The sequence below is a fragment of the Wolbachia endosymbiont of Drosophila aff. chauvacae BK-2020 genome (genome assembly GCF_032848195.1).
Classification (GTDB): Bacteria; Pseudomonadota; Alphaproteobacteria; order Rickettsiales; family Anaplasmataceae; genus Wolbachia; species Wolbachia pipientis.
In genome coordinates, this window is record NZ_CP136586.1 from 775,961 (window position 1) to 797,919 (window position 21,959).

23 protein-coding genes and 2 pseudogenes are annotated in these 21,959 nt (G+C 35.4%); 3 read left to right on the forward strand and 22 right to left on the reverse strand.

The window, feature by feature from the left end; genetic code table 11:
- Positions 1-52 precede the first annotated feature (52 nt).
- The 19 genes and pseudogenes from R0F62_RS04055 to R0F62_RS04145 form a co-directional block, all read right to left on the reverse strand.
- Positions 53-997 carry a contractile injection system protein, VgrG/Pvc8 family gene (locus R0F62_RS04055; protein ID WP_274979135.1) on the reverse strand — a complete coding sequence of 315 codons (945 nt, stop codon included), beginning with the start codon at positions 995-997 and terminating at the stop codon, positions 53-55.
- Positions 998-1,207, reverse strand: a complete 210-nt coding sequence (locus R0F62_RS04060) for a tail protein X (protein ID WP_010081876.1) — start codon at positions 1,205-1,207, stop codon at positions 998-1,000.
- Positions 1,204-1,551 carry a phage tail protein gene (locus R0F62_RS04065; RefSeq protein WP_022626303.1) on the reverse strand — a complete coding sequence of 116 codons (348 nt, stop codon included), beginning with the start codon at positions 1,549-1,551 and terminating at the stop codon, positions 1,204-1,206. The genes R0F62_RS04060 and R0F62_RS04065 overlap by 4 nt, the downstream gene beginning before the upstream one ends.
- The gene (locus R0F62_RS04070; RefSeq protein ID WP_274979134.1) at positions 1,551-3,833 is read right to left on the reverse strand and encodes a phage tail tape measure protein; all 2,283 of its coding nucleotides are present in this window, start codon (positions 3,831-3,833) and stop codon (positions 1,551-1,553) included. The genes R0F62_RS04065 and R0F62_RS04070 overlap by 1 nt, the downstream gene beginning before the upstream one ends.
- Positions 3,834-3,942: 109 nt before the next feature.
- Complete coding sequence (locus R0F62_RS04075; protein ID WP_010405430.1) at positions 3,943-4,200, reverse strand: phage tail assembly protein; 258 nt, start codon at positions 4,198-4,200, stop codon at positions 3,943-3,945.
- A gap of 83 nt (positions 4,201-4,283) precedes the next feature.
- Complete coding sequence (locus R0F62_RS04080; protein ID WP_010082215.1) at positions 4,284-4,565, reverse strand: type II toxin-antitoxin system RelE family toxin; 282 nt, start codon at positions 4,563-4,565, stop codon at positions 4,284-4,286.
- Positions 4,549-4,749 (reverse strand): hypothetical protein, encoded by a 201-nt coding sequence (locus R0F62_RS04085; RefSeq protein WP_007303020.1) that lies wholly within the window; start codon positions 4,747-4,749, stop codon positions 4,549-4,551. Before R0F62_RS04085 ends, R0F62_RS04080 begins: the two co-directional genes overlap by 17 nt.
- A gap of 61 nt (positions 4,750-4,810) precedes the next feature.
- Positions 4,811-5,314 (reverse strand): phage major tail tube protein, encoded by a 504-nt coding sequence (locus R0F62_RS04090; RefSeq protein WP_274979133.1) that lies wholly within the window; start codon positions 5,312-5,314, stop codon positions 4,811-4,813.
- 11 nt (positions 5,315-5,325) lie between these two features.
- Positions 5,326-6,513, reverse strand: coding sequence for a phage tail sheath subtilisin-like domain-containing protein (locus R0F62_RS04095; protein WP_274979132.1), 1,188 nt, complete (start codon positions 6,511-6,513; stop codon positions 5,326-5,328).
- Positions 6,506-7,057 (reverse strand): hypothetical protein, encoded by a 552-nt coding sequence (locus R0F62_RS04100; protein WP_010962686.1) that lies wholly within the window; start codon positions 7,055-7,057, stop codon positions 6,506-6,508. Before R0F62_RS04100 ends, R0F62_RS04095 begins: the two co-directional genes overlap by 8 nt.
- 6 nt (positions 7,058-7,063) lie before the next feature.
- Complete coding sequence (locus R0F62_RS04105) at positions 7,064-8,494, reverse strand: hypothetical protein (RefSeq protein ID WP_022626305.1); 1,431 nt, start codon at positions 8,492-8,494, stop codon at positions 7,064-7,066.
- The gene (locus R0F62_RS04110; RefSeq protein WP_274979131.1) at positions 8,491-8,685 is read right to left on the reverse strand and encodes a hypothetical protein; all 195 of its coding nucleotides are present in this window, start codon (positions 8,683-8,685) and stop codon (positions 8,491-8,493) included. Before R0F62_RS04110 ends, R0F62_RS04105 begins: the two co-directional genes overlap by 4 nt.
- A gap of 4 nt (positions 8,686-8,689) precedes the next feature.
- On the reverse strand, positions 8,690-9,868 hold the full coding sequence (locus R0F62_RS04115; protein ID WP_070356855.1) for a hypothetical protein: 1,179 nt from the start codon (positions 9,866-9,868) through the stop codon (positions 8,690-8,692).
- Positions 9,869-9,877: 9 nt separating this feature from the next.
- A complete protein-coding gene (locus tag R0F62_RS04120; protein WP_274979130.1) occupies positions 9,878-11,806 on the reverse strand; it encodes a DUF4815 domain-containing protein in 1,929 nt (642 codons plus the stop codon).
- A 16-nt stretch (positions 11,807-11,822) separates the two neighbouring features.
- A complete protein-coding gene (locus tag R0F62_RS04125; RefSeq protein WP_274979129.1) occupies positions 11,823-12,524 on the reverse strand; it encodes a hypothetical protein in 702 nt (233 codons plus the stop codon).
- 82 nt (positions 12,525-12,606) lie between these two features.
- Positions 12,607-14,655 (reverse strand): AAA family ATPase, encoded by a 2,049-nt coding sequence (locus R0F62_RS04130; RefSeq protein WP_274979128.1) that lies wholly within the window; start codon positions 14,653-14,655, stop codon positions 12,607-12,609.
- 17 nt (positions 14,656-14,672) lie between these two features.
- Entirely contained in the window at positions 14,673-15,923 is a 1,251-nt protein-coding gene (locus tag R0F62_RS04135) for an AAA family ATPase (RefSeq protein WP_244953444.1), read from the reverse strand.
- Positions 15,908-16,408: a hypothetical protein gene (locus R0F62_RS04140; protein ID WP_010082125.1), complete on the reverse strand. Its 501-nt coding sequence runs from the start codon at positions 16,406-16,408 to the stop codon at positions 15,908-15,910. The genes R0F62_RS04135 and R0F62_RS04140 overlap by 16 nt, the downstream gene beginning before the upstream one ends.
- A gap of 37 nt (positions 16,409-16,445) precedes the next feature.
- A pseudogene (locus R0F62_RS04145) lies at positions 16,446-16,685 on the reverse strand (AAA family ATPase); the annotation flags it as partial.
- 46 nt (positions 16,686-16,731) lie between these two features.
- Here R0F62_RS04145 and R0F62_RS04150 point away from each other — a divergent pair.
- The gene (locus tag R0F62_RS04150) at positions 16,732-17,565 is read left to right on the forward strand and encodes an IS5 family transposase (RefSeq protein WP_317051329.1); all 834 of its coding nucleotides are present in this window, start codon (positions 16,732-16,734) and stop codon (positions 17,563-17,565) included.
- Between the two features lie 25 nt (positions 17,566-17,590).
- Here R0F62_RS04150 and R0F62_RS04155 read toward each other — a convergent pair.
- The 3 genes and pseudogenes from R0F62_RS04155 to R0F62_RS04165 all read right to left on the reverse strand — a co-directional run.
- A pseudogene (locus R0F62_RS04155) lies at positions 17,591-18,154 on the reverse strand (AAA family ATPase); the annotation flags it as partial.
- An 11-nt stretch (positions 18,155-18,165) separates the two neighbouring features.
- The gene (locus R0F62_RS04160; RefSeq protein ID WP_274979143.1) at positions 18,166-18,987 is read right to left on the reverse strand and encodes an ATP-binding protein; all 822 of its coding nucleotides are present in this window, start codon (positions 18,985-18,987) and stop codon (positions 18,166-18,168) included.
- Positions 18,988-19,081: 94 nt separating this feature from the next.
- Positions 19,082-19,576 (reverse strand): sigma-70 family RNA polymerase sigma factor, encoded by a 495-nt coding sequence (locus tag R0F62_RS04165; RefSeq protein ID WP_190321275.1) that lies wholly within the window; start codon positions 19,574-19,576, stop codon positions 19,082-19,084.
- Positions 19,577-20,158: 582 nt separating this feature from the next.
- Between R0F62_RS04165 and R0F62_RS04170 the strand changes: the two genes are divergently transcribed.
- Both R0F62_RS04170 and R0F62_RS04175 read left to right on the forward strand, forming a co-directional pair.
- Positions 20,159-20,608, forward strand: coding sequence for a crossover junction endodeoxyribonuclease RuvC (locus R0F62_RS04170; RefSeq protein ID WP_038228276.1), 450 nt, complete (start codon positions 20,159-20,161; stop codon positions 20,606-20,608).
- Between the two features lie 113 nt (positions 20,609-20,721).
- A complete protein-coding gene (locus tag R0F62_RS04175) occupies positions 20,722-21,948 on the forward strand; it encodes a DNA modification methylase (RefSeq protein ID WP_138344575.1) in 1,227 nt (408 codons plus the stop codon).
- Positions 21,949-21,959: the final 11 nt, after the last annotated feature.

The window sequence follows — 21,959 nt, forward strand, 5'->3', positions numbered from 1 at the left end:
GGCACACAGTTTCTTAATATTAAATAGATCATTACTCATTTTTTTCTTAACATTACTTACTCAAAGATGCTGACAACATAGTAAGGTAACCCGAGCTATTTAAAGTATGCTCCGCTCTATTAATTATCCATTCACCATCTAACGCTTGATTAAAACCTAGAAGATTAAGTTTAGCTTCTGCAAAAATTTGAGGATTACCAGGCATAGTTACATCTAAAGTTTCATTGTTACGCTTCAATTGTTTCAACTTGGCATTTGCTGCACTTAGTGCTGACTCTGCATTTGAGTAAAGTTCCAGCATAATATAACTTGGCTCACCGCTACCAACTGTTTCTTTAATAGTTTCGCCCTTTTCATAGCTATGCCACTTTGCCACTACTGAATTATACTTATCACGTACGGTAAAATGCACTTTCCAGTTAATTGTATCTTGAGGTCTAATAGTCGTTATTCCTAAAGCTTTTCCTGTGGCTGATTTTGCCATGTTTTTTGAAATAAATAATATATACCCACCAGCTAATTTTGCCATTGCTTCACGCTCTGTTGCGATCTTTGTTAACAGACTTATATCACTTTCATCTGCCTGATTAATATGGGGTATCAATACATCCTTAAATTCTTCAGCGACTTTGTATCCATATCCATGTTTTTGGGCTATTTCTTTTACTAAGTTTTCTATGGTAATTTGGCGCCATTCTTTTGATACTTTTGCCTTCAAAGATATTCTTAAATTTGTTGCATGAGCTTTGATTAGTAGAGTCTTAGGTGGACCCTGTATAGTCACTTCGTTGACTGTATATATACCCATTGGAAAGATTCCAAATTCCTTATAATCTAGTGCTATGTTCAATTCATTCGGAATATCTATGTCTTTATCCCTGTAATCAACACACACTTCAACTACATCATCTATTATTCCTGATTCATCTGTAAGGTGCAATGATATAACTCTATCTTTAATTGATTCACATTTATCTATTATAAAATCTGGCTGCATTTATTCCCAGACCTTTAATTTTGACTTTTGTACTATTTTCTTAATAGTAGGAAGCTTTATCTTTAATCCTGCGGGCAAAAAGCTTCCGTATTCTGCCAAACCCAAGTTCTCTGCTAGTACTAATTCCACTACTCCATCAGTAAATCCGTAATGTTTCCAGCAAATCAGATCTAACATCTCATTTTCTTTACTCACATAGTATATAGTCATCTATAGCTTTTTAAACTCAAACTAAATTCAATTTTTCTCGGTAGTCCATTAGGTAAAAAATACATCTGCTTTTCTTCTAACCTAGTAATTACGAATTGTCCTAAAATATTACCTAAACTATCTACTAAAATATGTGGTTTTTCAGTTTCTTTCACACTCTTTAATTGATTTAGCACGTTGAGATTATGCAGATAAATCATTCCTTCTAAATCTATATTTTCTACACCTTGACCGATATTTTGTAATAGTGGCATATTTTCAATACACTCAATCGTGCTCCAACGATTTTCTCTGCTATACTTTAAACTTGTGGGAGCAAACTTATACGGACCAAGAGATAGCATCAATAAAATGTCTCTACCGTATCAAATAAAACATCACGTGACTTTTCTCTTATCCTTTTTATTACTTCATCTGCAAGACTACGAACATCTTGGTTAGGTTCTGCTTTAATGCTGATAGTGTAATTATTAGTGATGTTCTGAGTTTTATTTTGTTCTTTATTTTCAAACTTACTCCTTGCAAATATCTTATCGCTCTCTGTAAACTTTTTCTCCTCAATAAGGCTTTTGACTCTGAAGCTATTTTTATTTCTCTTTGAAAATTCTTTAATTATACTGTTACCTAGCACAGGATTTCCACTGTTGAGAATATTACTTTTTAGGGGAGTGTGCACTGCTTTTACTTCAGTTTTTCTTTTTTCAAACTCTTTCAGTGGGCTATTTCCCAATACTTTTCCAAATATACTTTCACCTATCCATGAAAAAGCTTCTTCTATGGGTTTTATTATCGATTTCCAAAAGCTAGAGAAAAAGTCTTTTACCTTTTGCCAGTTAGTTATAACAAGTGCTGCGCCAGTGACAAGTCCAGTAATTAAAAGTCCTATAGGGTTACTCATTATAGCGAGTGTTACTGCTCTTAGTCCTGTTACTACTGCAGGAAAAACTGTAGCTGATAAAAATGAAAATACTCCAAGTAGGTTTGCTTTCAGACTAAAAATCGTACTTCCTAGCAATGTAAATCCGTATCCTAGTCCCACTGCTACAACTTTTAAACTTATCAAGGCTGCTACAGTACCCATGATTGCTTTGGTTAAAGTTGGATATTTTTCTGCAAATAACGCTATGCTTCTAGTTTTTTCTTGTAAAAATTCAGCTATAGATTTTAAAGTAGGCAGCATCACTGAACCCAGGTTCATACCAACTTCAGCTATTGCGTTGCGAAGAAGTCGTAATTTACTGGCTGTGGTGTCTACACGGTTTTGAAATTCTTTCTGCAACGAGCTCTTGTACTCTTCTGTGTCAGATAGTAACCTTATAGCATCTTCGTATTTGTTAAAACTTCCAGCTAATAATGCAATATCATCTTGATATTCCTGACCGAAAAGTTTCATAAGGATTGTAGAACGTTCCTGGTTATCCATTTTCTTTAGAGCTTGAAAAAAGTAGAGTAATGCTTCTTCGCCGTTTTCGCTTATTCTTTGTGCTATTTCTTCTGCAGTTATGCCCATTTGCTCTAATGCTGCTTTAAAATCCCCTACTTGTTCTTCAGCAGTCTGAAGTTTACTAAGTAGAGCATTTATAGCAGTTGCAGCTTTTGCTGGTTGTTTACCTAAACTAACGAAGGCATTTACTAAACTACTTGTTTCCTTGATGTCAAGACCAAATTGTTTTGCAGTACCACCAACTATTGCTAGAGCTTCAACCATATCTTTTGCTTTGGCAGCAGTGTTATCTGATAAGTGATTGATTACATTACCAACGTATTCCATTTTACTAACATCAATTCCATAAACGTTAGAGAGTTTAGCTATAGAATCACCTGCTTGCTCTGCAGACATATCAAATGCTGTAGACATTTTTGCCACTGTTTCTGTAAACATAAAAAGATCTTCTTTCTTGATACCAAGTTGACCACCACTTGCAGCTATTTGTGCCAGTTCTGCGGCTGATAATGGTATAGTACGTGACATCTCTTTTAACTTCTTTGCAAATTTAGTTGCTTCATCCGTTCCTTTTTTAAAATCTACCACTTTTGTAACATCAGCCATAGCACTTTCAAAGTCAATTGCAACTTTAACTGGAGCTGCAAGCGTTAGCCCTAGCCCAATAGTCTCTATAATTTGTGACTTAAAATGTGCTTTGCTTGCTAAAAAACTTTGGTGACTACGTATTGCAGATCCAAGCTTACCATACTTACCTTTTAATACTTCAATAGAAGAGCCAAGTTTATGTTGGTCACTTACTAAGTACTTAATATTTCTTCCACTTTTTCTTACTTCTTCATTAAATGAATGCAAAGCATCTCTCTTTTTCAAATATGCTTCTTTTGCTTTTATTGCAGAGGTTTTGGCCTTGTCAAATTCTGCTTTTAAAGTTTTGCTCGGTTTCTCTATTGCCTTCATTTGTTTAGCTAAAGATTTTACTTGATCTTCAAAGCCTTTCCATGACCTCTTGCTAGTCAAAACATCATGACCTAACTGCTTAAACTTTGATACTGATTTTAAAGATGAGTCAAGCTTTCTTATATTCTCACCAAGATGAGTAAGTTGACTGCTACTTCCTTTTATTACAGTACTGAAACTGCCATCTAAAACTGCTCCGATTTTTATAGATAATGTTGACATTGTACCTTCCTCGCTGCTTTATGCCATAAGATAAATTCATTAATCTCCATATCAAGTATTTGTTCAACCCCGCCTCCTACAACAGAGCTGAACATTAATACTTCTAATCTCAAGTTTTTTGGATAATCGGTGAAAAAAAATCCTTTAATACCTCTTGAATTTTCACATAATCAGCAATATCTAACTCTTCAATTGCTTCTTTTGCAACTGATGTCAAATTGGCAGTCAAAGTTACTTCTTTACTAAGGTCACTACCATTTAAGCGTTCAATTGCAAGATAGTCTCTAACTTTTGGACGTCTAACAGTAAGTTCTGAGACAGAAATTCCATCAACTGTTATTGGGTTATTAAGTGTTATAGCTTGCATGTTCCTCCTTAAAAAGTTAATTAAATAAAAGTCTATATCGGCTTTTACATAACTAATTTCTTTGTATGGTGCTATAAATAGGATTAGCTTTGATAAGAATCTTTTCTGTGTTCAATTGAAGTAATAACTACTGTATGTTCTGGTACATCTATATAATAAAGTATACGATAGGTACTCACCCGTAGACTACGTTGTCCACTTAAGTTATGCTTTAATGGCTTTCCAAGTCCAATTGGATCAACTGTTAGACGCTCCATTATTGCCTTCTTAATCATTAACTTTACTTTTGCTGGAAGAGCCGGAATGTCTTTCTTTATAACAGATTCTGAATAGTCTATATTGTAAGGCTTAATCCCAGAAGGCATCTTGATGTTTAACCCTCTTTTCTTTATAGCGTTCGTCAGCAATCTTAGATAATTCCATATCTTCAATTTCTTCTTCCATTAATTCAGTTAATAACTTTAAAACGGACTTGTCTTGAGATTGTGCTACACTAACAAGTAAACCAGTTAGCTGCTCTATGGAATTTGTATGAGCTTTAGAATCCATATTAACTATATACCTACAACTTCTTATATTTTAACATTTTTATGTAATTTTGTCAACCATATTAGATCCCTAGAATCGTTTGTAGCAAGGCCATTTGATCAACGCCATTTATCTTTCTAATCATATTTTCAGCATCGATCTCTATTAATTCATTACCACCTATAGTAAGTTTATAATAATGGGCAGCTACAGTACACTTCAGCGTTGCTTTCTCAGCAGGTTTCCAGTTGCCAAAGTCAAACTCTTTAAAAATGCCTCTTAAATTGATTATTACTGCTTCAATATCATTACCTTGCATTCCTCCACGGAGCGTTAAAGATACTGAGTTTCCATCTATCAAGCCAAAAAGTCTAAATAGTTCTGAATCATACTCAGCAAAAGTAAAGTCTGCTTCAAGCTTTTCCATGCCCATGCCCATGTCAATATTTATTGGAATATCCATACCACCAGCTCTGTACTCTTCGGTTTTTATGGTAAGCTTCGGCAAGGTTATTTCATCTATTTTTCCTGCATAACCACGACCATCTACAAATACGTTAAAATTTCTCAGTATTTTGGGTAACACTTCGCTTTCTCCTAACTTATTACACTATTATTTACAAGATGGGATCTGAATATTATTTGCTCAGCTGGATATGGCGGTGTAAACTCAAAATCAAAAGACACTTTTCCGCTTGCAATATTTGCCGGTGTATTGAGTTCGGGAGTTGCATAACATTTTCCACTGATAATTGCTCCTTGCGCTTTTAAACTTGCAAGGTAAGAATTCACCCCCTCAATCACATCATCTATATAAGTTTTGGTGATATTGCGATCAACTGCCCAGAGATGAGCTCGAAGTAAACTATCGTTAATTAAATCTGCAGTGCGCCTTACTGATAGAAAAGCCCATTTTGAGTCATTTGAACATGTTCTATTTCCCCAAAGCCTATAGCTGTTTTGATGAATTATCGTTGTTACTTCATTTTCATTTAAGTGGTTTGCTCTGCAATTTGCATAACCTAAGCTAAAATCAATAGGCCTGCTTGTTCCAATAATACCATTTATCTCTTTATTTGAAGGTGAGTGCCAAAATCCTTGTTCGCTATCTACTTTTGCTATTAAACCAGCTACAAATGGGCTTGCTGGCAAGGTTCCTTCTTTTCCTTCAATAAATACCTTAACCCATGGATCAACAACGTAAACTCTTGAGCTGCCTACACTTTTTCTCCATTTTATTGCTTCTTCATCATTAGTATTTGGTCCGTCTGCAACAATAATTGCTCTTAATTTTTCTGCTATGGAAATTAAAGCACTCACTACTGAATTTACTCCATCTATTTCAGGTAACTGATGAGTAAACTGAGGTGCAATTAATATTCTTGGAGCAACATGAACTATACTTTCACTACTGAGGAATGCCTCTATCCCTTGATATTCTCCAGTCTCTTTATCAACTCCACCGATTATACTTTGAATAGTTTCACTTTCTTTGAGCTTTGGATCGCTGTTTTCACTTTCTTTAACTCGAATAACTACTACTGTTGCACCAATCTGGGAAAATATTCCATTTATTGCAGAAGGTAAACTGCCACTCTTTCCGAGCTTTGCTGCTTCCTTTAAGCTTCCTGCAACTAACACTGGTTTATTTAGCGGAAATTTTTGCTCATCTGCTTCAGGTGCAGTACCAATTACACCTATCACTGATGATTTAGCTGTACGTACTGTCTTTGCTCCTGAGGTTACCTCAATAACATTTACGCCATGTAAAAATTCTTCAGCCATTTCTTTGTATTTTTTTCCTGAAATCATCTAGCAAAGTCTGTAGCTCATTTTCACTTTTGGCTTCTTCAATCTTTCTTTTGGCTAAATCTTCAAGCTCTTCACATTTAATTATTGCTTTTACTGCTTTTTTCACTTTTTCCTCAATTATTCTTGCCATTTCAATAACCGTAATACCACGGACTTTTGCTAAAGGTTCTATAATTTCTTTATCCTTTTCATCCTGGTCTGCTAGAATGCTTTTTGCGGCTTCCGCTTGAATCTCATAAGATTTAGCTTTTTGGTGAGAATGACCTGCATATTGGTGAGTATGATTATCATAATAGAAACGCATACTATCAAATGCACAAAGCTTCGCATTATCCAGTAACTCCTTTTGTATATCTTCTTTAGTACGCTGAGCAATTTTTCCTCCTTCTGTTAAACAATAGCTTTTTTGCCAATCAAAATCTTCTGGTGCTTCATACCAATCATTTTCAGTTGGCTTGCTTTCAAGTGTTGTTGTTTCTACTTGTTTATCATTTTCAAATCTAATGTAGATAGACATTGTTTGTTACCTCCAAATCTCATACGTGTTAGATAATCCTGGACATTGCCAACCCCTGAGCGTCCTTTCCACATCTACCTCAAGCCCTGTGGTGAGAAAATTGCTACGTATGTTATAAATCCCCCACTGAATAAATTGACCATAGTTGTGTACATAATTTGATGCAAGCATACCTTGACTAACTTGTGTTCTGGAATACAGATAAGATGATGTGTAAAGTAATATTGCAACTGTTTTTCCTGCTGGAATCTCCACATTACCAGATCCGGCTAACTTGCTATCAGAACTCGTGTATTGGTAAACATTTTTCCATACTATTTTTGAAATACTTGATTTATTAGAATTAGTGTTATCAGGAGTTCCCACAAATAATCCTGCTCCCCCATACTCCGTACTCGAATACGATGATCCAACAAATTCCATTGTCTTATTTATGTTCACATTGGTTGTATTTTTTACAAATACTACTCCAAGTGCAGCATACGGGTAATAGTATATCTCATCATAACTACCCGAAAAACTTTTTGTGCATAACTCTCCGTAAATAAATGTTCCTTTACTTCCCTCTATAAAACTTAGTTGTCTTGGCCGATAAAAACTAACGTAATCTGTATTGTACGTATGGCTACCTGCTAGTAGTTGTAACATATAGTCAGTTTTTGTTATATCACTACTCCACTTTCCAAGCTCTGTCGTAAAAGTTCCGTGGCCAAAATAATTATTTTTTCTGCCAAGTACACCAAATAAGAAAGGTAATGACCCTGGTTCAACCATGTTGCGCTTTCTTATTTCATTTATAAGAGACGCTTTTAACTGTTCATCCCGAGTTTTTACCTCATTCAGGATGTTTTCAATTCGAGTTTCTATTTCCCTAATAATTGATGAGCCACTTGGCACATCATTAACAGTACGGAAGTTATTCACTAAACCTTTAAGACCATCTTTATGACTGTTACTAATGCTATTTATTGCTGCAATATTGGCATTCTTTCTCGTATCAAGTAGCGATAAATTTGTTGTTCCTTTTTCATCAATTCTCTTTAATAACTGCTTCTCTGATTCAGAGATCACTGCTAAAGAACTAGCTTTTTTATTATCCAGATCAGTTAAGTGTTTTTTTGCACTATCAAGAAGTTCTTTTAGCTTACCATCTGTCATCTGTACAATTTCAGAAACTGCACTTTTGTCGATTATTGATTCCAATGCTTTAGCAAGATATGCTAATTGATCTGGTGTACTGTTTTCTGCTAAATCCTTAAGCCTCTTTTGTAGTGCATCAATTATTTCTTTTACTTTAGTCATTTGCGCAATATCAGAAATAGCTTTTTTATCTGCTATCAATTCCAGCGATTTTGCAAGATATGCCAGTTGATCAGGTGTGCTACTTACTGCTAAATCCTTTATCCTTTGATGTAACGCTTCTATTGCTTCTTTCATTCCAAAAAATTCAAAAAAGTTTCAAATCTAAATCGTTCAAAATTACTTTTAAGTTGATTATGTTTATTTTCTCTATTACTCATATCCTCATCTACTTTTTCTATAGCTCTGCGAATACGTACTACATCTTCCACTGCAATATTCTCTGGGTGTGGCAAAGGATATCCGCGCCTCGTTTCATCATTTGGCATTTTCTTACGTTATAACAACCCGCAAGTTTTTTACCTTTGGCCGATAAATAACCGTTCCACTTAAAACCAATTTTACCCTTGTTTCATTGCTATTAAAGTTTGTTAGTACATGAGTTCTCTCCACCCAATTTTCCCCAATAGGTTTTCCTGATGTTAAATTTACTAATTGCCATCCTTTGACGCTTTGTTCCACATATGCTTTAACATCTGCAGTGCCAGGTATTAGCGCATCATAGGTAATTGTTATCTTAGTGTTAGCTCCTGCTGTAATGCTCCTTGTAACATAATCTCCGGACTCTGAAAGATTACCTAGAACTAGCTGTAACCCAGGATAGAGAACAGGACTTTTTTCTTTTGCACCTTTTAAATTTGCCTTTACTGTTAACTCTCCAGATAGTCTTTCACGCAGCGCGAGCGGCAAATTATCAGACAAAAAGTTTTCTTTCCCTTCTTCATCTGTTAAGATAAATTCTACATTGGTATCAAATGCTACTTTTTCAACATTTGTTAAAACTATTAAATCTGATACGTTGTTTGCAGTGACTTTACCAAGATCAATAACATGAGAATTTTCACTAAATTTTGCAGCTAGTAGTCGAAACGTTAAATCTAAATTTTGATGCGGAGTCCAGGTACTTGCATTACTTGATGATAGTAATACTCCTACTTGATATGGCTGACTCGTTACCCAGCGGCTATTTACTACATCATATTTGCCAAGCTCTGCTATTTTTACTGCTGTATCTGCATCATCGGTTAGCAAAACTATTGCATATTCTCTGCTAGATTCACACCAGACAGGAGACCAAGTTATACGTGTTGCTGTGCCATCTATCTTTATATCTTTTGGCTCAATATAGCTTTCAGCAATGACAGTCTGCGAGGGCATTCCCACTGCTGTTTCTCTAATCTGAACAACAACACGTTTTTTGCCTTTATTTACAAACCATAGCTCCACGCCTCCTATGTGTCTGCTCTCATTTAGCGTAAATGTTTGGGCTAAAGGATCAACTCGTCTTGCTGCGATCACTCTTCTTCTTTCTTCTATGGTAATAGTTTTTTTACCAGTATAAGTTGCCTCTCCATAGCTTCCTTTATCCCCATAAAACTGTACTAATTTAGTACCTGCTGGAATGTTTGCTGGGATTTTTATCTTTCCACTTATTCGTCCTTGATTTTCCACTTTTTTCCTCTATGGTATGGGTTGAATGCTTAGGCCATCAAATTTTACTTCCTTAAGCTTTTCACCAGTTGCAAAACCTTCAATCTCAAAATTTTGAGTTGCTTCTCGCATAAATTCAGTTTCGTATGAGGTACTTGACAGCAGCTCTGTTGTTTCTTTAACATTAAACACTCTGGTTACTGGACTTTTCCAATTCGTAGTAACCTCCGTCCAGTGATCTATATTTTTGTTCATGGTAACTTTTGCCGGGACTGGGTCAAAAGCTTGATATGGATTGATCTTTTCTCCTTTGGTCTGTAAAAGCTGCTCCAGTACCGGTTCAAGTTCATATGGCAACAAATAAGTTTTTTCTCCTCCATCAATATCAGCAATCGTTACATCTATTGGTAAAATTAGTTCCTTATTTACTATTGCTGCAGACTGCAAAATTCCTTGATCGCGCATATCATCATCAAAGAATGAATCAACAAATACTCCTTTTTTGGTGGTAGGTTCTCTTGAATTTGCATCATTGCGTAGACGTTCCTCTGCAACCAGCGCATAAAGATCATTTATTCCTTTTTTCATTGCTTCAAGCTCATTCATCGGTACAGCATGAATAGCATTATTCACTATTTTTACCCCTTCGCCTTTTTTCCACGTCTGATGAATGTAGCAGAGCAAAAGTTGTCCACTAGGCGCTCTAGGCATTGATGGTCGCCAAGGGTGAGAAATTCCTTTTATTCTTCTTACCACTCCTTTGCTATCGATAGTAATTAAATCATAGCGGGGCATTTTCCAGGTGTAATCAATCAGAACCAAGCTGTTATCAACTGCTCCTTTTACTTTGCATCCCTGTTCACTTATATCTTCAGGGCTTACATGAGTACGACAGCGGTAGGTTATTTGATAACTACTTCCAGGAGCTGGTTCTTTACCTGGTAATGACCAATCAACGTTTCCTGCGTTTAATTTGTAATCTATACTATTTTCATAAATAACATTGCCTTGTTTAACTTGAATAATCTCAAGTACTGCAGAGTCAGGTATCGGATCAATAGCTCCAGAGTATGAACCATGAGTAACAGTAATGGTTTTCTGAACAGTTATATCTACTTTTTTAATTTCACTTATTGGAAAATCATTAACCTTCAGCTCCATTACTCTTTGGCTATTTGGCTGAAAAGTATGTGGTTCTGATTCAACTGATTTTATATCCGGATCTTCATCAAAAGAAACACGAATACTGTGAGGAAGTTCAATCTCATAGCCATCAACATGAGCTTTGCCCTCATTAATCACAAATATTTTTTTTCCTCCTTCTCCCTCTTCCTTTTGCAGGAACATTACTTCAAGACCATTTACGACGTAGGAACCATTTGCTTCTTTGTCATAACGAGCAAGAGCAGTAGTTACTATGTTTGCTTGTGGAGGTGGTGAATGTTCTATTAATACTCCATTTTCAATGTTATAGATTGGATAAAACTCTCCTTCAGAAAAACGTGGAGAAAGACCTTCTGCTTGATAACCCCAAATGGTGGAAACTTTAAGCCTTGCAGCTCCTACTTCCTGATAATTTCTTGTACCAATAGCAGGATCACGAAGGTTTTCATCCTCAAGTTCTGTAATCGTAGATTCTACATAATAAATACCTATGCGAACTGTGGTACTCAGTGGAATAACAAATTCTTCTTTTTCAACTTTTCTAACTGCACCGCGCAGATAGATTTTTCCTCCCTCAAGTGTAACTTTACCAGTTTCTCTATCTATAATACAATTGCTTCCTGTTATAACATCACCATCACGAAATATTGCATCGCCTATGCCTTTAATCTTAGAGAGAGCATACTCCTGAGTCTCGTTTAGTTCTGCAGACTGTAGACCTCTTCCTGCTAGAAACAAGCTTTTTTCGTATTCTTTGTCAGGATTAAAGCGGTTATAATAGGCGTTTAAAGTCATTTAATGCTAGAAAAATTCAAAAAGTTACAACAAATGAAAAAGTTTCCCGAGTTGCAGCAGTTCTGATAAGTGGTACGGTATGTTCCAAAATCAATAAAATCCCATGTTCTTCTATATCTTGAGGTTCAAAATATCTCTGTCCTTCAGGTAATTCTTCTTTTATTTTAGTACCAACCATAACCCCTAGCTCTCTGATTACTTGATTTGCTGCATCCGTGAAATCGAAAGTAAATTTGAGATAGAGATTATTAGTTGGTACATTTGAGGGCCTAAACCTTCCAGATGGAGTTATAAGTTCACCGTTTTCATCACCTGTGCAGAATAGCACTTCGTCTGCAGTACGTCTGCCAAGTTCATTGAGCAGTTTTTCAGAAGTTATCAGCTCTGGTGGTGTGCTTTCACTATACTCTACAGTAACTTTATCACTTACTGGAATAGAGCTATTTTCCGTAAGTTTTATTACACCAGTACTGCCATTAACTGTATAGTCAATACTTGGCTGATAAGTTGTTTGCCCTGTAAAAACCTTCACATCTTTAATAGGTTGACGATCAAAAATAGGTTGATGATCAAATTTTATTTCACCCTTAACGAAAGTTTTTTCTACTTTGTGGCTACTTCCAGAGCTTGAATCACCACTTCCCCAAGCAAGATGGATAGATTGCTTTTTGATGCTGGCTGCTATTGCTGCTCTTCCTGACTGTGTGAGTATTGACATTTTCCCCCTATATTATATATGTACGGTGAGTTCAAAATTCGTCCGCAAAAATCAAAATATTTTTTTATATCAGAAAAATTTTTTAGGAGAATAGCTCAGCTCCACAGCTAAACTTTCCAACGCCGCGAGCAAATGGTCCGCTAGGAATGTCAAGCCATTTATCTTCTTTTGAACCAGTAGCCATTCCCTTAACCAGCTTCCGTGTTTGTAACAGCTCTTGAACTATACGCTCCATTCTATCTCTTCCTATACTGTGAAACTCCTCAGGTAGTCTATGCCGCTGTTTATACACTCCTGTACTTCCTGTATGGGTAAATGGATGTCCAGAAATTGCTGCTCGTGTAATTGCAGTTATAAGATGCTGCTTTGAATCTTTTTCGTTCATATTTTTTATTCTTAATCTTTCAGTTATGTCCTCTAACAATCCTGTTTCTTCATTTCTTAAATAAGTGCGTAAAGTGCGATCAGCCAAACCGTTTGCTTTAACAATTGCTCCATAAAATAATGCGTTCTGTCTTACAGATTCTCCTATTGATTTAAAAATTGTCGGTTTAGCTGCATCTTCCACAGACCAAAAAGCGTATGAACACCTAACACCATTAACAAGAGCAGATGTACCTCTAATGGCATCACGTGCTTGCTCAACAGTCGATATAGGTTTTTCACTTTTTGGCTTTCTCATATGATGAGCAGTAATTATTGATGCTCCAGTGCTACCTGCTAAATCAGATAATAAAGACATCAAATAATCGCCTACGGCTGGGTCAGTATTTAAATCAGCGTGCACAAATGATGCAAGTGGATCAAATACGATTAATTTTAAGTTTTTTATTTTATTAAGTTGTTTTGTTATCAATTCAAATTCAGGAGAAGTCTCTATAACTTTACCTGAAACACTCTTTATGATTGTAAGTGATCCACTAACATTTGGTAATGGTACAATAAAGAGCCTATCCTTATATTTTAATCTCTCGCATTGTGAGTCAAGACGCTCTAAACGACGATGTATTTCACTCATATCATCTTCTGCAGAGAATATTACAACAGATCCATGTTCAGTAACTAAAGGACCAAAACCACATGGCTGATCTTTTCTACTCGCAACTTTCAGTGCTAAATCAAGCAGAAGCATACCTTTACCAGTATCTCCCATTGCAGCTAGAATAGATGTCACTCCTAAAGGAAATAACCCTTCAACAAGAAACTTTTGCTCCGGTACTGGACCTATAAAACGTTCTACGCTCCATTCTTGAATATTAAGCAATTGCTTAACGATGATTTTTTTCGAGTTATTTTCAATGAATTCAGGAATATTCATCTTTTCTTCTATACCATCAGCTGAATCCCATCCCTTTGGTTTATTCTCCGGTATTTCAAGAAGAGTAAGTGATAAAACACCAAGAAAAGTAAGCTTTTTCACAACTTTCTCAGCATATTGTTTACCTGGTTCATCATTGTCTGGCCAAATAATAACATGCTTGCCCTTAAGTGGTGACCAGTCTGTTTTTTCTATTGGTGCATTTGCTCCTAACATTGCAGTTGTGGCAGTCATACCTTGCTCTATCAGAGCATCTGCACACTTTTCACCTTCAACTAAAATCACCTTATCAGATTTCACGATACCTGGAATATTATATAAAGGCCTGGTCTCTGGTAGAGTAAAACTAGACCTTTTTACATCAAAAGGAAGATATCTTTTTCCTGAATCAGTGTTATAACGATAAACTGTAACAATCACTTGATCACTTTCATCGTAATAGTTCCATGATGCCGTTGGTTGCCCCAGAGTGTTATTTTTTTCCGAATAACCAATCCACTTAGCAATATCTTCTATCGTATCAGTAAATTGATTTTTTCCAGTAACAGCAGCCCAAAGATCAAAAATATCTCCTCCTTCTTCGGTAGAAAAATCATGCCATAATCCGGCTTTACTGCCAGTTAACTCCACTATCATACTTTGTCCTTTATTGCCTTGTAGATCACCTACATAGAACTTATCACCACGAAAAGTTCCTCTTGGCAGTAAATAAGAAAGACATGACCTTATATTTGATAGGAGTTGAGTTCTTAATTGTTCTTTCTTCCCTAATAATTTATAATGTCCATTTCTTTGTGAACAATAAATATCCATACCTACCTGAAGAATTTTTATGTTCTAGCTATAACGTTAGCAGTTTTCCAACATCCATTAATCTTATTGATGAATTTTGTTGGTATAGATCTACCGTTTCTAAGTTCATATACTACTTGTAAGATATTTGTACGTTTATTGGGTTGAAATATTACTATTCCAGATGTATAAAAACTTCTTAAAGCGTTAGCACCAACGAGAGCTTGAAATGGATTCTTTTCCAATGTAGAGGTAGATACTTTTTTGGTGTGATTTATGATGATTATTCCAGCCATAGGATTAATCTTGGAACGTAGTTTTTCTATTGCATGCTGCAGACCATAGTTAACGGAATTATAAGGAGAATCAATCACAACTAAATCAAACTTTTCCTCTACCATATTTTTTATTTTTTCTATACCTTCTTCATTTAAGGTCAAATTCATCTTGTTCGTCACAACTAAGTTTTCTGTTGCTAAATGAGGAAGTTTGTTGAGTTGTTGTATACGTTCTCTAATGTAATCATATTCCATTTCGTTTTGTAGATAGAATATTTTTAGTGGTCTTGTAGGCTTCATGCCAAGAAATGATCTTCCTGCTGCCAGATGTACTAATAGAGAAAGAAGAAAATGACTTTTGCCAATCTTTGGAGTACCACCTATGACCAAAAGACCACCTGGTGTCAAAATTCTTGGGCCTATTATATCTTTTGGCATTGGTGATTTATCGTTTAAGTAATGGTTTACAGAAAATGCTTTTTCTTCGTTTTGTTTTTCTTGTAATATGGAACTTCTTTCATCTTTACCGTTCAACCATGTTTCAGCAGAATCTATATTACCTTTAACTAAAGTCCAAAGGTCTATTATATTTCCTTTCTTTTCTTCGATCAGGTTGTACCAATTTCCTGCATTTTCTCCTTCCATTTCAACTATTATCTTATTTCCATTTCTACTGCCAATATAGAATTTATCTTGGTAAGATTTGCCTTCAGGTAACAAATAAGATAAACAATCTTTGATGTTATTAATTAATAATGATTTTATTTTCAAAGCATTTTTAGATGAAAAATCCATAAAATTCTCCTTGTTTATTCCAAATTTGTTCAACATATTTTTTAGACGTTTAAAGTCAAGATTAGCCAGCTCACAAACAGTTTCAAAAGATCGTGAGCGAATCCATTGACAAGCCTCTTTTTTAAGTTTAGGGTTTTTTCCTGCTGCATCCTGAATAGCTCTAGTAATAACAGCAGCCCACAACTTTCCTTCGTCATACTTCAAAATGGCAACCAATCATCTTGAAAACTTTTTTGTAATTCTGGAGTAATAACTGTAGTAATCCTATTTCTATCTCCGTATGTATTATTAGTTTCAACGCCTACTTTTGCTGTAAACTCTAAATCGTTGAAATCAGCTATAGAGTTTATTCTTCTAGCAGTCACTGCTTTCTCTGAAGTGTCATTTGCATGAATATTTCTGGATGATTCCAAAATACTACGCAGCATAGAACGTCCAGATTCTCCCCAGATGTCTTCTTCACCTTCTGCTTTGCCATTTTTGATACCTATAATCTGAAAAATCTTGCGTTTTGCATATGAGCCTTCAGTGACGGTAAATTCTACATTTAAATAGATACTGCCAGTAGTGTAGTTTTTAGTGAACCAATTTTCATAACCTCCAGGCTTTATTGCCATTTTTACCTTGACTATTGTACCTTTCGGTATTAAACTGTTCTGCAGTTTTGCATTATTAAAATCAGTTAAAAAATCTTGTAGCATACGCTCTCCTATAAGTTGACTTTAAAGTGAAAGTTAGCTATTCCATTAGCTGCCAATGACCATTTATCTTATCGACAAGTTTGTTTGGCACGCGTTCACCATTGCGAAGCTCAAATACTATCTGGCGTGCACTGCTTTCTTCATCATGAGCAAACATCACCATACCAGTACTGTAAAATCCACGTAAAGACCCAGCACCACTTAGGCCTTGAAATGGATCTTCTTCGAGCATCTTTTTCGATAATTTTTTTGTATGATGAGTGAGAGGTTGTCCGGAAACAAGTAAAAGGCTATAATATCTGAAATTTTAGTACGGGGTAAAGATGAGAAAAAAGTATCCAACAGATCTAAGCGAAAGGGAATGGGCAAGAATAGAAAAACACTTCAGAGTATCATACAAGAAAGGAGGAAGGCCGCCAAAGTATAGCAAAAGAGAAATATTAGAAGCAATTTTCTATGTATTGCGTACAGGGTGTCAATGGTGGTATTTACCAAATGATTTTCCGCTATGGAAGACTGTGTATGAGCAGTTCAGGCAATGGAAGAAGCAGGGAATTTTTGAGAAAATGAATTATGAAATTACAAAATATAGTAGAAGAAAAATAGGAAGGAATGAGCAGCCGAGTGCCTGTATAGTAGATAGTCAATCTGTAAAGACTACAGAAAAGGGGGGGATCAAAGGCTATGATGGAAGTAAAAAAGTAAAGGGTAGAAAAAGGCATATAATTACAGACACTCAGGGTTTTATACTAGGTTGTTACGTAGGCGCTGCTAACGAAAATGATAGAGATGGTATGAAAATAGCATTAAACAATATGAGAACAAAATATACTAAAGTTAAAAAAATGTGGGCTGACATGGGATACCAAGGAAGAAATTTAAAGAATCACATAAAGGAAGAATATGACATAGATATTGAAATTGTTAAAAGGCCTCCATGTAGATTTTGGGTGCACAAAGATACGCCACCTGAGCTACTACCAACAAGAGAACAAGGGTTTAAAGTACAGCCAAGAAGATGGGTTGTAGAAAGGACTTTTGCTTGGGTTAATAGGAATAGAAGGCTATCGAAGGAGTATGATTTACTCACAACATCCACTGAGAATTTCATATACCTAGCTATGAGTAGGGTTATGTTAAAGAGGGAATATGCTTGAATTTACTAGTTTCCGGACAACCTCTGAGTACAATACAAGCATCTGGATTGACAGCACTGCGTAGCTTCTCAAGAGTCTTTTGCAGAAAGAACAGCATAGCACTATTATCATTTTCATTCCCATATTCACTGCTAAAGATGTTACGTAATGGATCTATGGCCAAAACATCAGGTTTAAAGCGTTCATTTACAATCTCCTTAATTTCACTTATTTCATCATGATTAAATGATAAGTGCACTTTTGGCGTAATGATTAAGTTGTTAGCAGCTACATTCAAAAGTTCATTATCAAGTTGTTGCAAACGTTCTTTCATATATTCATATTCAATTTCAGTTTGCATGTAGAAAATTTTTAAAGGTCTATTTGAAGCCATACCAAGAAAAGAAACACCTGCAGCCATATGAACGAGCCATGAAATCAAAAAGTCGCTTTTGCCGATTTTAGGTGGGCCACCCAGTACCAATAAGCCTCTTTTTGTTAAAATTCTTGGTGAGATTATATCCTCTGGTGTTGGCGATCGATCGTCCAAGTATTCTTTCACACTGAAAAAAGGAATTTTTTGACCAATAGTTAAAAAGTTTTGTAGCATATAATAACCTCCTATATGTTGGGCGTGACAGGTTGAATTGCAAAAGCTTTAGTTTTAATTTTTGTAAGAAGTTTTCCTAGATGCGGTTCTTCAACCATATTAAGGCAACCACTTCGATCTTTAGCAGGATATCCCCAAGAATTAATCGTCTGACAGACAAATGAACGAACCTCTGTACCATCATCTTTCTTGATTCCAACCATACTAATTACTTCGTCAACTATCCCAGGAATTTCACTTGCAGTTTTAGCTCCTTCACATTGAGGTAGCCAAGTCGAGCGATTGAAATCATCGAGGTATTGTCCAAGAGTTCCAACTGTAATGATGTCTTTATTTGGAATATGTTGAAACTGATTGAGCCAAGCCATCATCTCTTGAGCAAGTAACCCGTAAGCAGCTCTCATATCTTGTTTTCCTGATCTTTCAGAAAAAGCTTCAGGTTGCATTTTTGCCCATAATAGACATAAACGAGAGGCTACTGTAATACTATCGATAAAAACACATCGATACTTGAGAAACTCTGAAGAAAGCTCTTTGTATTTACTGGATACATGCTCATAGTGTCTTTGGCTATACGCTGAGTCAGATTTTAACGCAGGATTAGGACCACCTATGAGACATGCAATATCTCTTGCCTCATTCCAAGTACGAATACTTACAGAATCCCCTTGCCAATCTTGAACAGCAAGTAAACCTGCCTCAAAATCAAGACAAAGTGTTGGTTCATTTATGGTCTTTAAGAGACTAGTTTTACCTATACCATCAGGACCAAAGATGACCATTTTTATACCTGTTTGAACTTTTAGCCGTTCATTGCTGTTCATTATTTTCATTTTTCTCCCAGTACCTAAATATATATGTACGATGACCTAGGCAATTCGTCCGCAATTTGCAAAAAAAAATTTTTGAGCAAATATAATCGAGAGCTTATAACTTCTCTAAAACTGAGAATTTATTGCGTATTCGTTCTAGTGTGCGATAGATAGTTGTCTTTGGTATTTTGGTTATTACAGAAACTTCAGTAATAGTAAATACCTTAAGTAATTGACATAAATTACTATCTTTTTCAGACAAAGTTGAAATTATATTATTTATATCAGTGCGAATTATCGCTTCGATTTCCGAGTTCCTATGATCTGGAATATCGTCGTTTATATCATCAAAAGTTATATTACGTTTTAGACATAACTGATTGCGTAACATATTGCGAGCACAATAATTAGCTAATCTAGCAACGAAAGTACTAAAACTACTTCTTTTCTCATCGTGCCGGTTAAGATATTGCCAAACCTGACAAAAAAGCTCTTGTTCTATATCTTCGAGACTTTCGTTAATAAAACAGCTTTTGGATTTAAGGCGCGAAGCTTGAAATCTCACATGTTTAACAATTGTAGAATCGATTCCTTGATAAGAATTCTTCATAAAAACTCCAAAAGTTTCATGAATAGAGATTTTTACCAAGACTTTGTATGACTAATTTATTATAAAAAAGTAGTAATAATTTTTTTATCTAAAAGAATAAAATCTTTAAAAATTAAAATAAGATTTAAACGTTTTGATACACTACTGAAGCTACTTTTTCATAGGTAAAAAACTACCAATTTCGTACCTAATTTCTGAATTACTAATTAGTATTTCAGAAAGCAGTAATCGTTAAGTTATTGATAATATTGTCTTTTTTATGTTCTATTCCTAAAAGCCGTTTCTAAAGTTAAGTGGCTAAAATCGGCCAGTGAAGAGGATTTACGGATTACTGAAGTCTTATATATATTATATATATATTTAAATACAGGTAAAATATAATATATGATAATATAATAATATAAATATTGGCGTAATATAAGTTATGTAAAATAGTTATTAAGATAAGTAAAAACTCAAATGGCAGGATATGAAATTTTTTTTAATTTTTTTTCAAAATTGCGGACGAATTTGCGAGTCATCGTACATATATATTATACAGGGCATTGAACTTTAATTACACAAAGGAGTTTTTGTACGTCAATCTTAACGCTAGATCTCGGCAAGCAAACAGGCTGGGCAATTCTAACAGATGGAATAATTGAAAGTGGGAGCAAAAGCTTTCATGGTAGTCGTTTCAGCGGAGGTGGAATGTGTTTCTTAAACTTTTGCAATTGGCTCAATTCTTTAAAAGACATTTCTGCAGTGTACTTTGAGGAGGTGAGAAGACATTTAGGAACTGATGCAGCCCATTGCTACGGTGGGTTTCTTGCAGTGCTGTCTGCTTGGTGTGAAGAGAACAATATTCCCTACCAAGGTGTTAATGTTAAAACTATAAAACGCTTTATAGCAGGCAAAGGCAATGCAAGTAAGAGTGAAGTTATTGAAGCGATACGTGAAAAAAGTTTTTCACCTAGAGATGATAATGAGGCCGATGCTTTGGCATTAATGTTCTATATTAGTAAAGATATTAATAAGACGAAAAATCCATAAAAAGTGGGTCCTTTCAGCCAGAATGGCGGATTTAGTGGGTTCAACCCCAGGCCTTCTTTAGCGTCAGAGATATTTTGAATATTAACTTTTTAATTATTAAGGATTTAAATTATATGAATTTAGCAATCCACTACTATCCTGTTGAAAACCTCGTCGAATATAAGCGTAATCCTCGTAAAAATGATGATGTAGTAAATAGAATGTGTGCTTCAATCAGGGAATTTGGCTTTCGTATACCAATAGTTGCAAAAAGCGATGGAACTGTGGTTGATGGTCATTTAAGACTTAAAGCAGCAAGAAAACTTGGTATGGAGAGTATTCCAGTGGTCTTAAGTGATAATTTAAATGAACCACAAACTAAAGCTTTTCGGTTACTGGCAAATCAATCAGCTAACTGGGCAAAGTGGGACGATGAGCTTTTGAAAGTGGAAATTCAAGAGTTAGAAGATTTGCAGTTTGATCTTAAAATGACTGGATTTGAATTGGAAAAAGTTCAACGTTTTCTCGATGATTTTGATGGAAAAGAAGAAGTAGAAAGAGGAGTTTTGGAGTTAATTGATAAAAAGGTAGAAATAGCAAAACCAGGGGATTTATGGATTTTAGGTGATCATAGAATCTATTGCGGTGATAGCTGCGTAGTTGAATCATTTAAAGCAGTATTAGATGATAAAATGGCAGATATTACTGTTTGTGATCCTCCATATAACGTTGATTATGGTAGTAGCCAGGAGAGAGAAGATAAAAAAATATTGAATGATAATCAAGGTGAAAAGTATGAGCTTTTTCTCTACGACATCTGTTCCAATATTTTAGCATATACGAAAGGAGCAATTTACATCTGCATATCATCATCAGAGTTTTCAACGCTGCAAAAAGCATTTGAGGAAGCAGGAGGAAAATGGTCAACATTTATCATTTGGGCAAAGAATCATTTTACGCTAGGCAGGTCTGATTATCAAAGACAATACGAAGCAATGCTCTATGGATGGAAAAGCGGCAATAAACGTGAGTGGCATGGAGGTAGAAATCAAAGTGATCTATGGTTTTATGATAAGCCAATACATAACTCACTGCACCCAACAATGAAGCCAGTAGAGCTAATGGAGAAAGCAATAGTTAATAGCAGCAGACCTGGGGATACTGTACTTGATCCATTTAGCGGTTCTGGCAGCACACTGATTGCATGTGAGAGAACAGGAAGAATTTGCAGAACAATAGAGCTAGATTCAAAATTTGTAGATGTAACGATAAAACGTTGGCAAGTATACACAGGTAGGGAAGCAATTCTTTCTGGTACTGGCAAAACTTTTGCACAAATTCAAGAAGAAAAACAGCAATAAAGGGGGAAAAG

What these genes read in the sequence shown, in the direction of transcription:
- R0F62_RS04055 (WP_274979135.1), bottom strand. Translation starts at nt 997, where the DNA reads ATGCAGCCAGATTTTATAATAGATAAATGTGAATCAATTAAAGATAGA.
- R0F62_RS04060 (WP_010081876.1), bottom strand. Translation starts at nt 1,207, where the DNA reads ATGACTATATACTATGTGAGTAAAGAAAATGAGATGTTAGATCTGATT.
- R0F62_RS04065 (WP_022626303.1), bottom strand. Translation starts at nt 1,551, where the DNA reads ATGCTATCTCTTGGTCCGTATAAGTTTGCTCCCACAAGTTTAAAGTAT.
- R0F62_RS04070 (WP_274979134.1), bottom strand. Translation starts at nt 3,833, where the DNA reads ATGTCAACATTATCTATAAAAATCGGAGCAGTTTTAGATGGCAGTTTC.
- R0F62_RS04075 (WP_010405430.1), bottom strand. Translation starts at nt 4,200, where the DNA reads ATGCAAGCTATAACACTTAATAACCCAATAACAGTTGATGGAATTTCT.
- R0F62_RS04080 (WP_010082215.1), bottom strand. Translation starts at nt 4,565, where the DNA reads ATGCCTTCTGGGATTAAGCCTTACAATATAGACTATTCAGAATCTGTT.
- R0F62_RS04085 (WP_007303020.1), bottom strand. Translation starts at nt 4,749, where the DNA reads ATGGATTCTAAAGCTCATACAAATTCCATAGAGCAGCTAACTGGTTTA.
- R0F62_RS04095 (WP_274979132.1), bottom strand. Translation starts at nt 6,513, where the DNA reads ATGGCTGAAGAATTTTTACATGGCGTAAATGTTATTGAGGTAACCTCA.
- R0F62_RS04100 (WP_010962686.1), bottom strand. Translation starts at nt 7,057, where the DNA reads ATGTCTATCTACATTAGATTTGAAAATGATAAACAAGTAGAAACAACA.
- R0F62_RS04105 (WP_022626305.1), bottom strand. Translation starts at nt 8,494, where the DNA reads ATGAAAGAAGCAATAGAAGCGTTACATCAAAGGATAAAGGATTTAGCA.
- R0F62_RS04110 (WP_274979131.1), bottom strand. Translation starts at nt 8,685, where the DNA reads ATGCCAAATGATGAAACGAGGCGCGGATATCCTTTGCCACACCCAGAG.
- R0F62_RS04120 (WP_274979130.1), bottom strand. Translation starts at nt 11,806, where the DNA reads ATGACTTTAAACGCCTATTATAACCGCTTTAATCCTGACAAAGAATAC.
- R0F62_RS04125 (WP_274979129.1), bottom strand. Translation starts at nt 12,524, where the DNA reads ATGTCAATACTCACACAGTCAGGAAGAGCAGCAATAGCAGCCAGCATC.
- R0F62_RS04130 (WP_274979128.1), bottom strand. Translation starts at nt 14,655, where the DNA reads ATGGATATTTATTGTTCACAAAGAAATGGACATTATAAATTATTAGGG.
- R0F62_RS04140 (WP_010082125.1), bottom strand. Translation starts at nt 16,408, where the DNA reads ATGCTACAAGATTTTTTAACTGATTTTAATAATGCAAAACTGCAGAAC.
- R0F62_RS04150 (WP_317051329.1), top strand. Translation starts at nt 16,732, where the DNA reads ATGAGAAAAAAGTATCCAACAGATCTAAGCGAAAGGGAATGGGCAAGA.
- R0F62_RS04160 (WP_274979143.1), bottom strand. Translation starts at nt 18,987, where the DNA reads ATGAAAATAATGAACAGCAATGAACGGCTAAAAGTTCAAACAGGTATA.
- R0F62_RS04165 (WP_190321275.1), bottom strand. Translation starts at nt 19,576, where the DNA reads ATGAAGAATTCTTATCAAGGAATCGATTCTACAATTGTTAAACATGTG.
- R0F62_RS04175 (WP_138344575.1), top strand. Translation starts at nt 20,722, where the DNA reads ATGAATTTAGCAATCCACTACTATCCTGTTGAAAACCTCGTCGAATAT.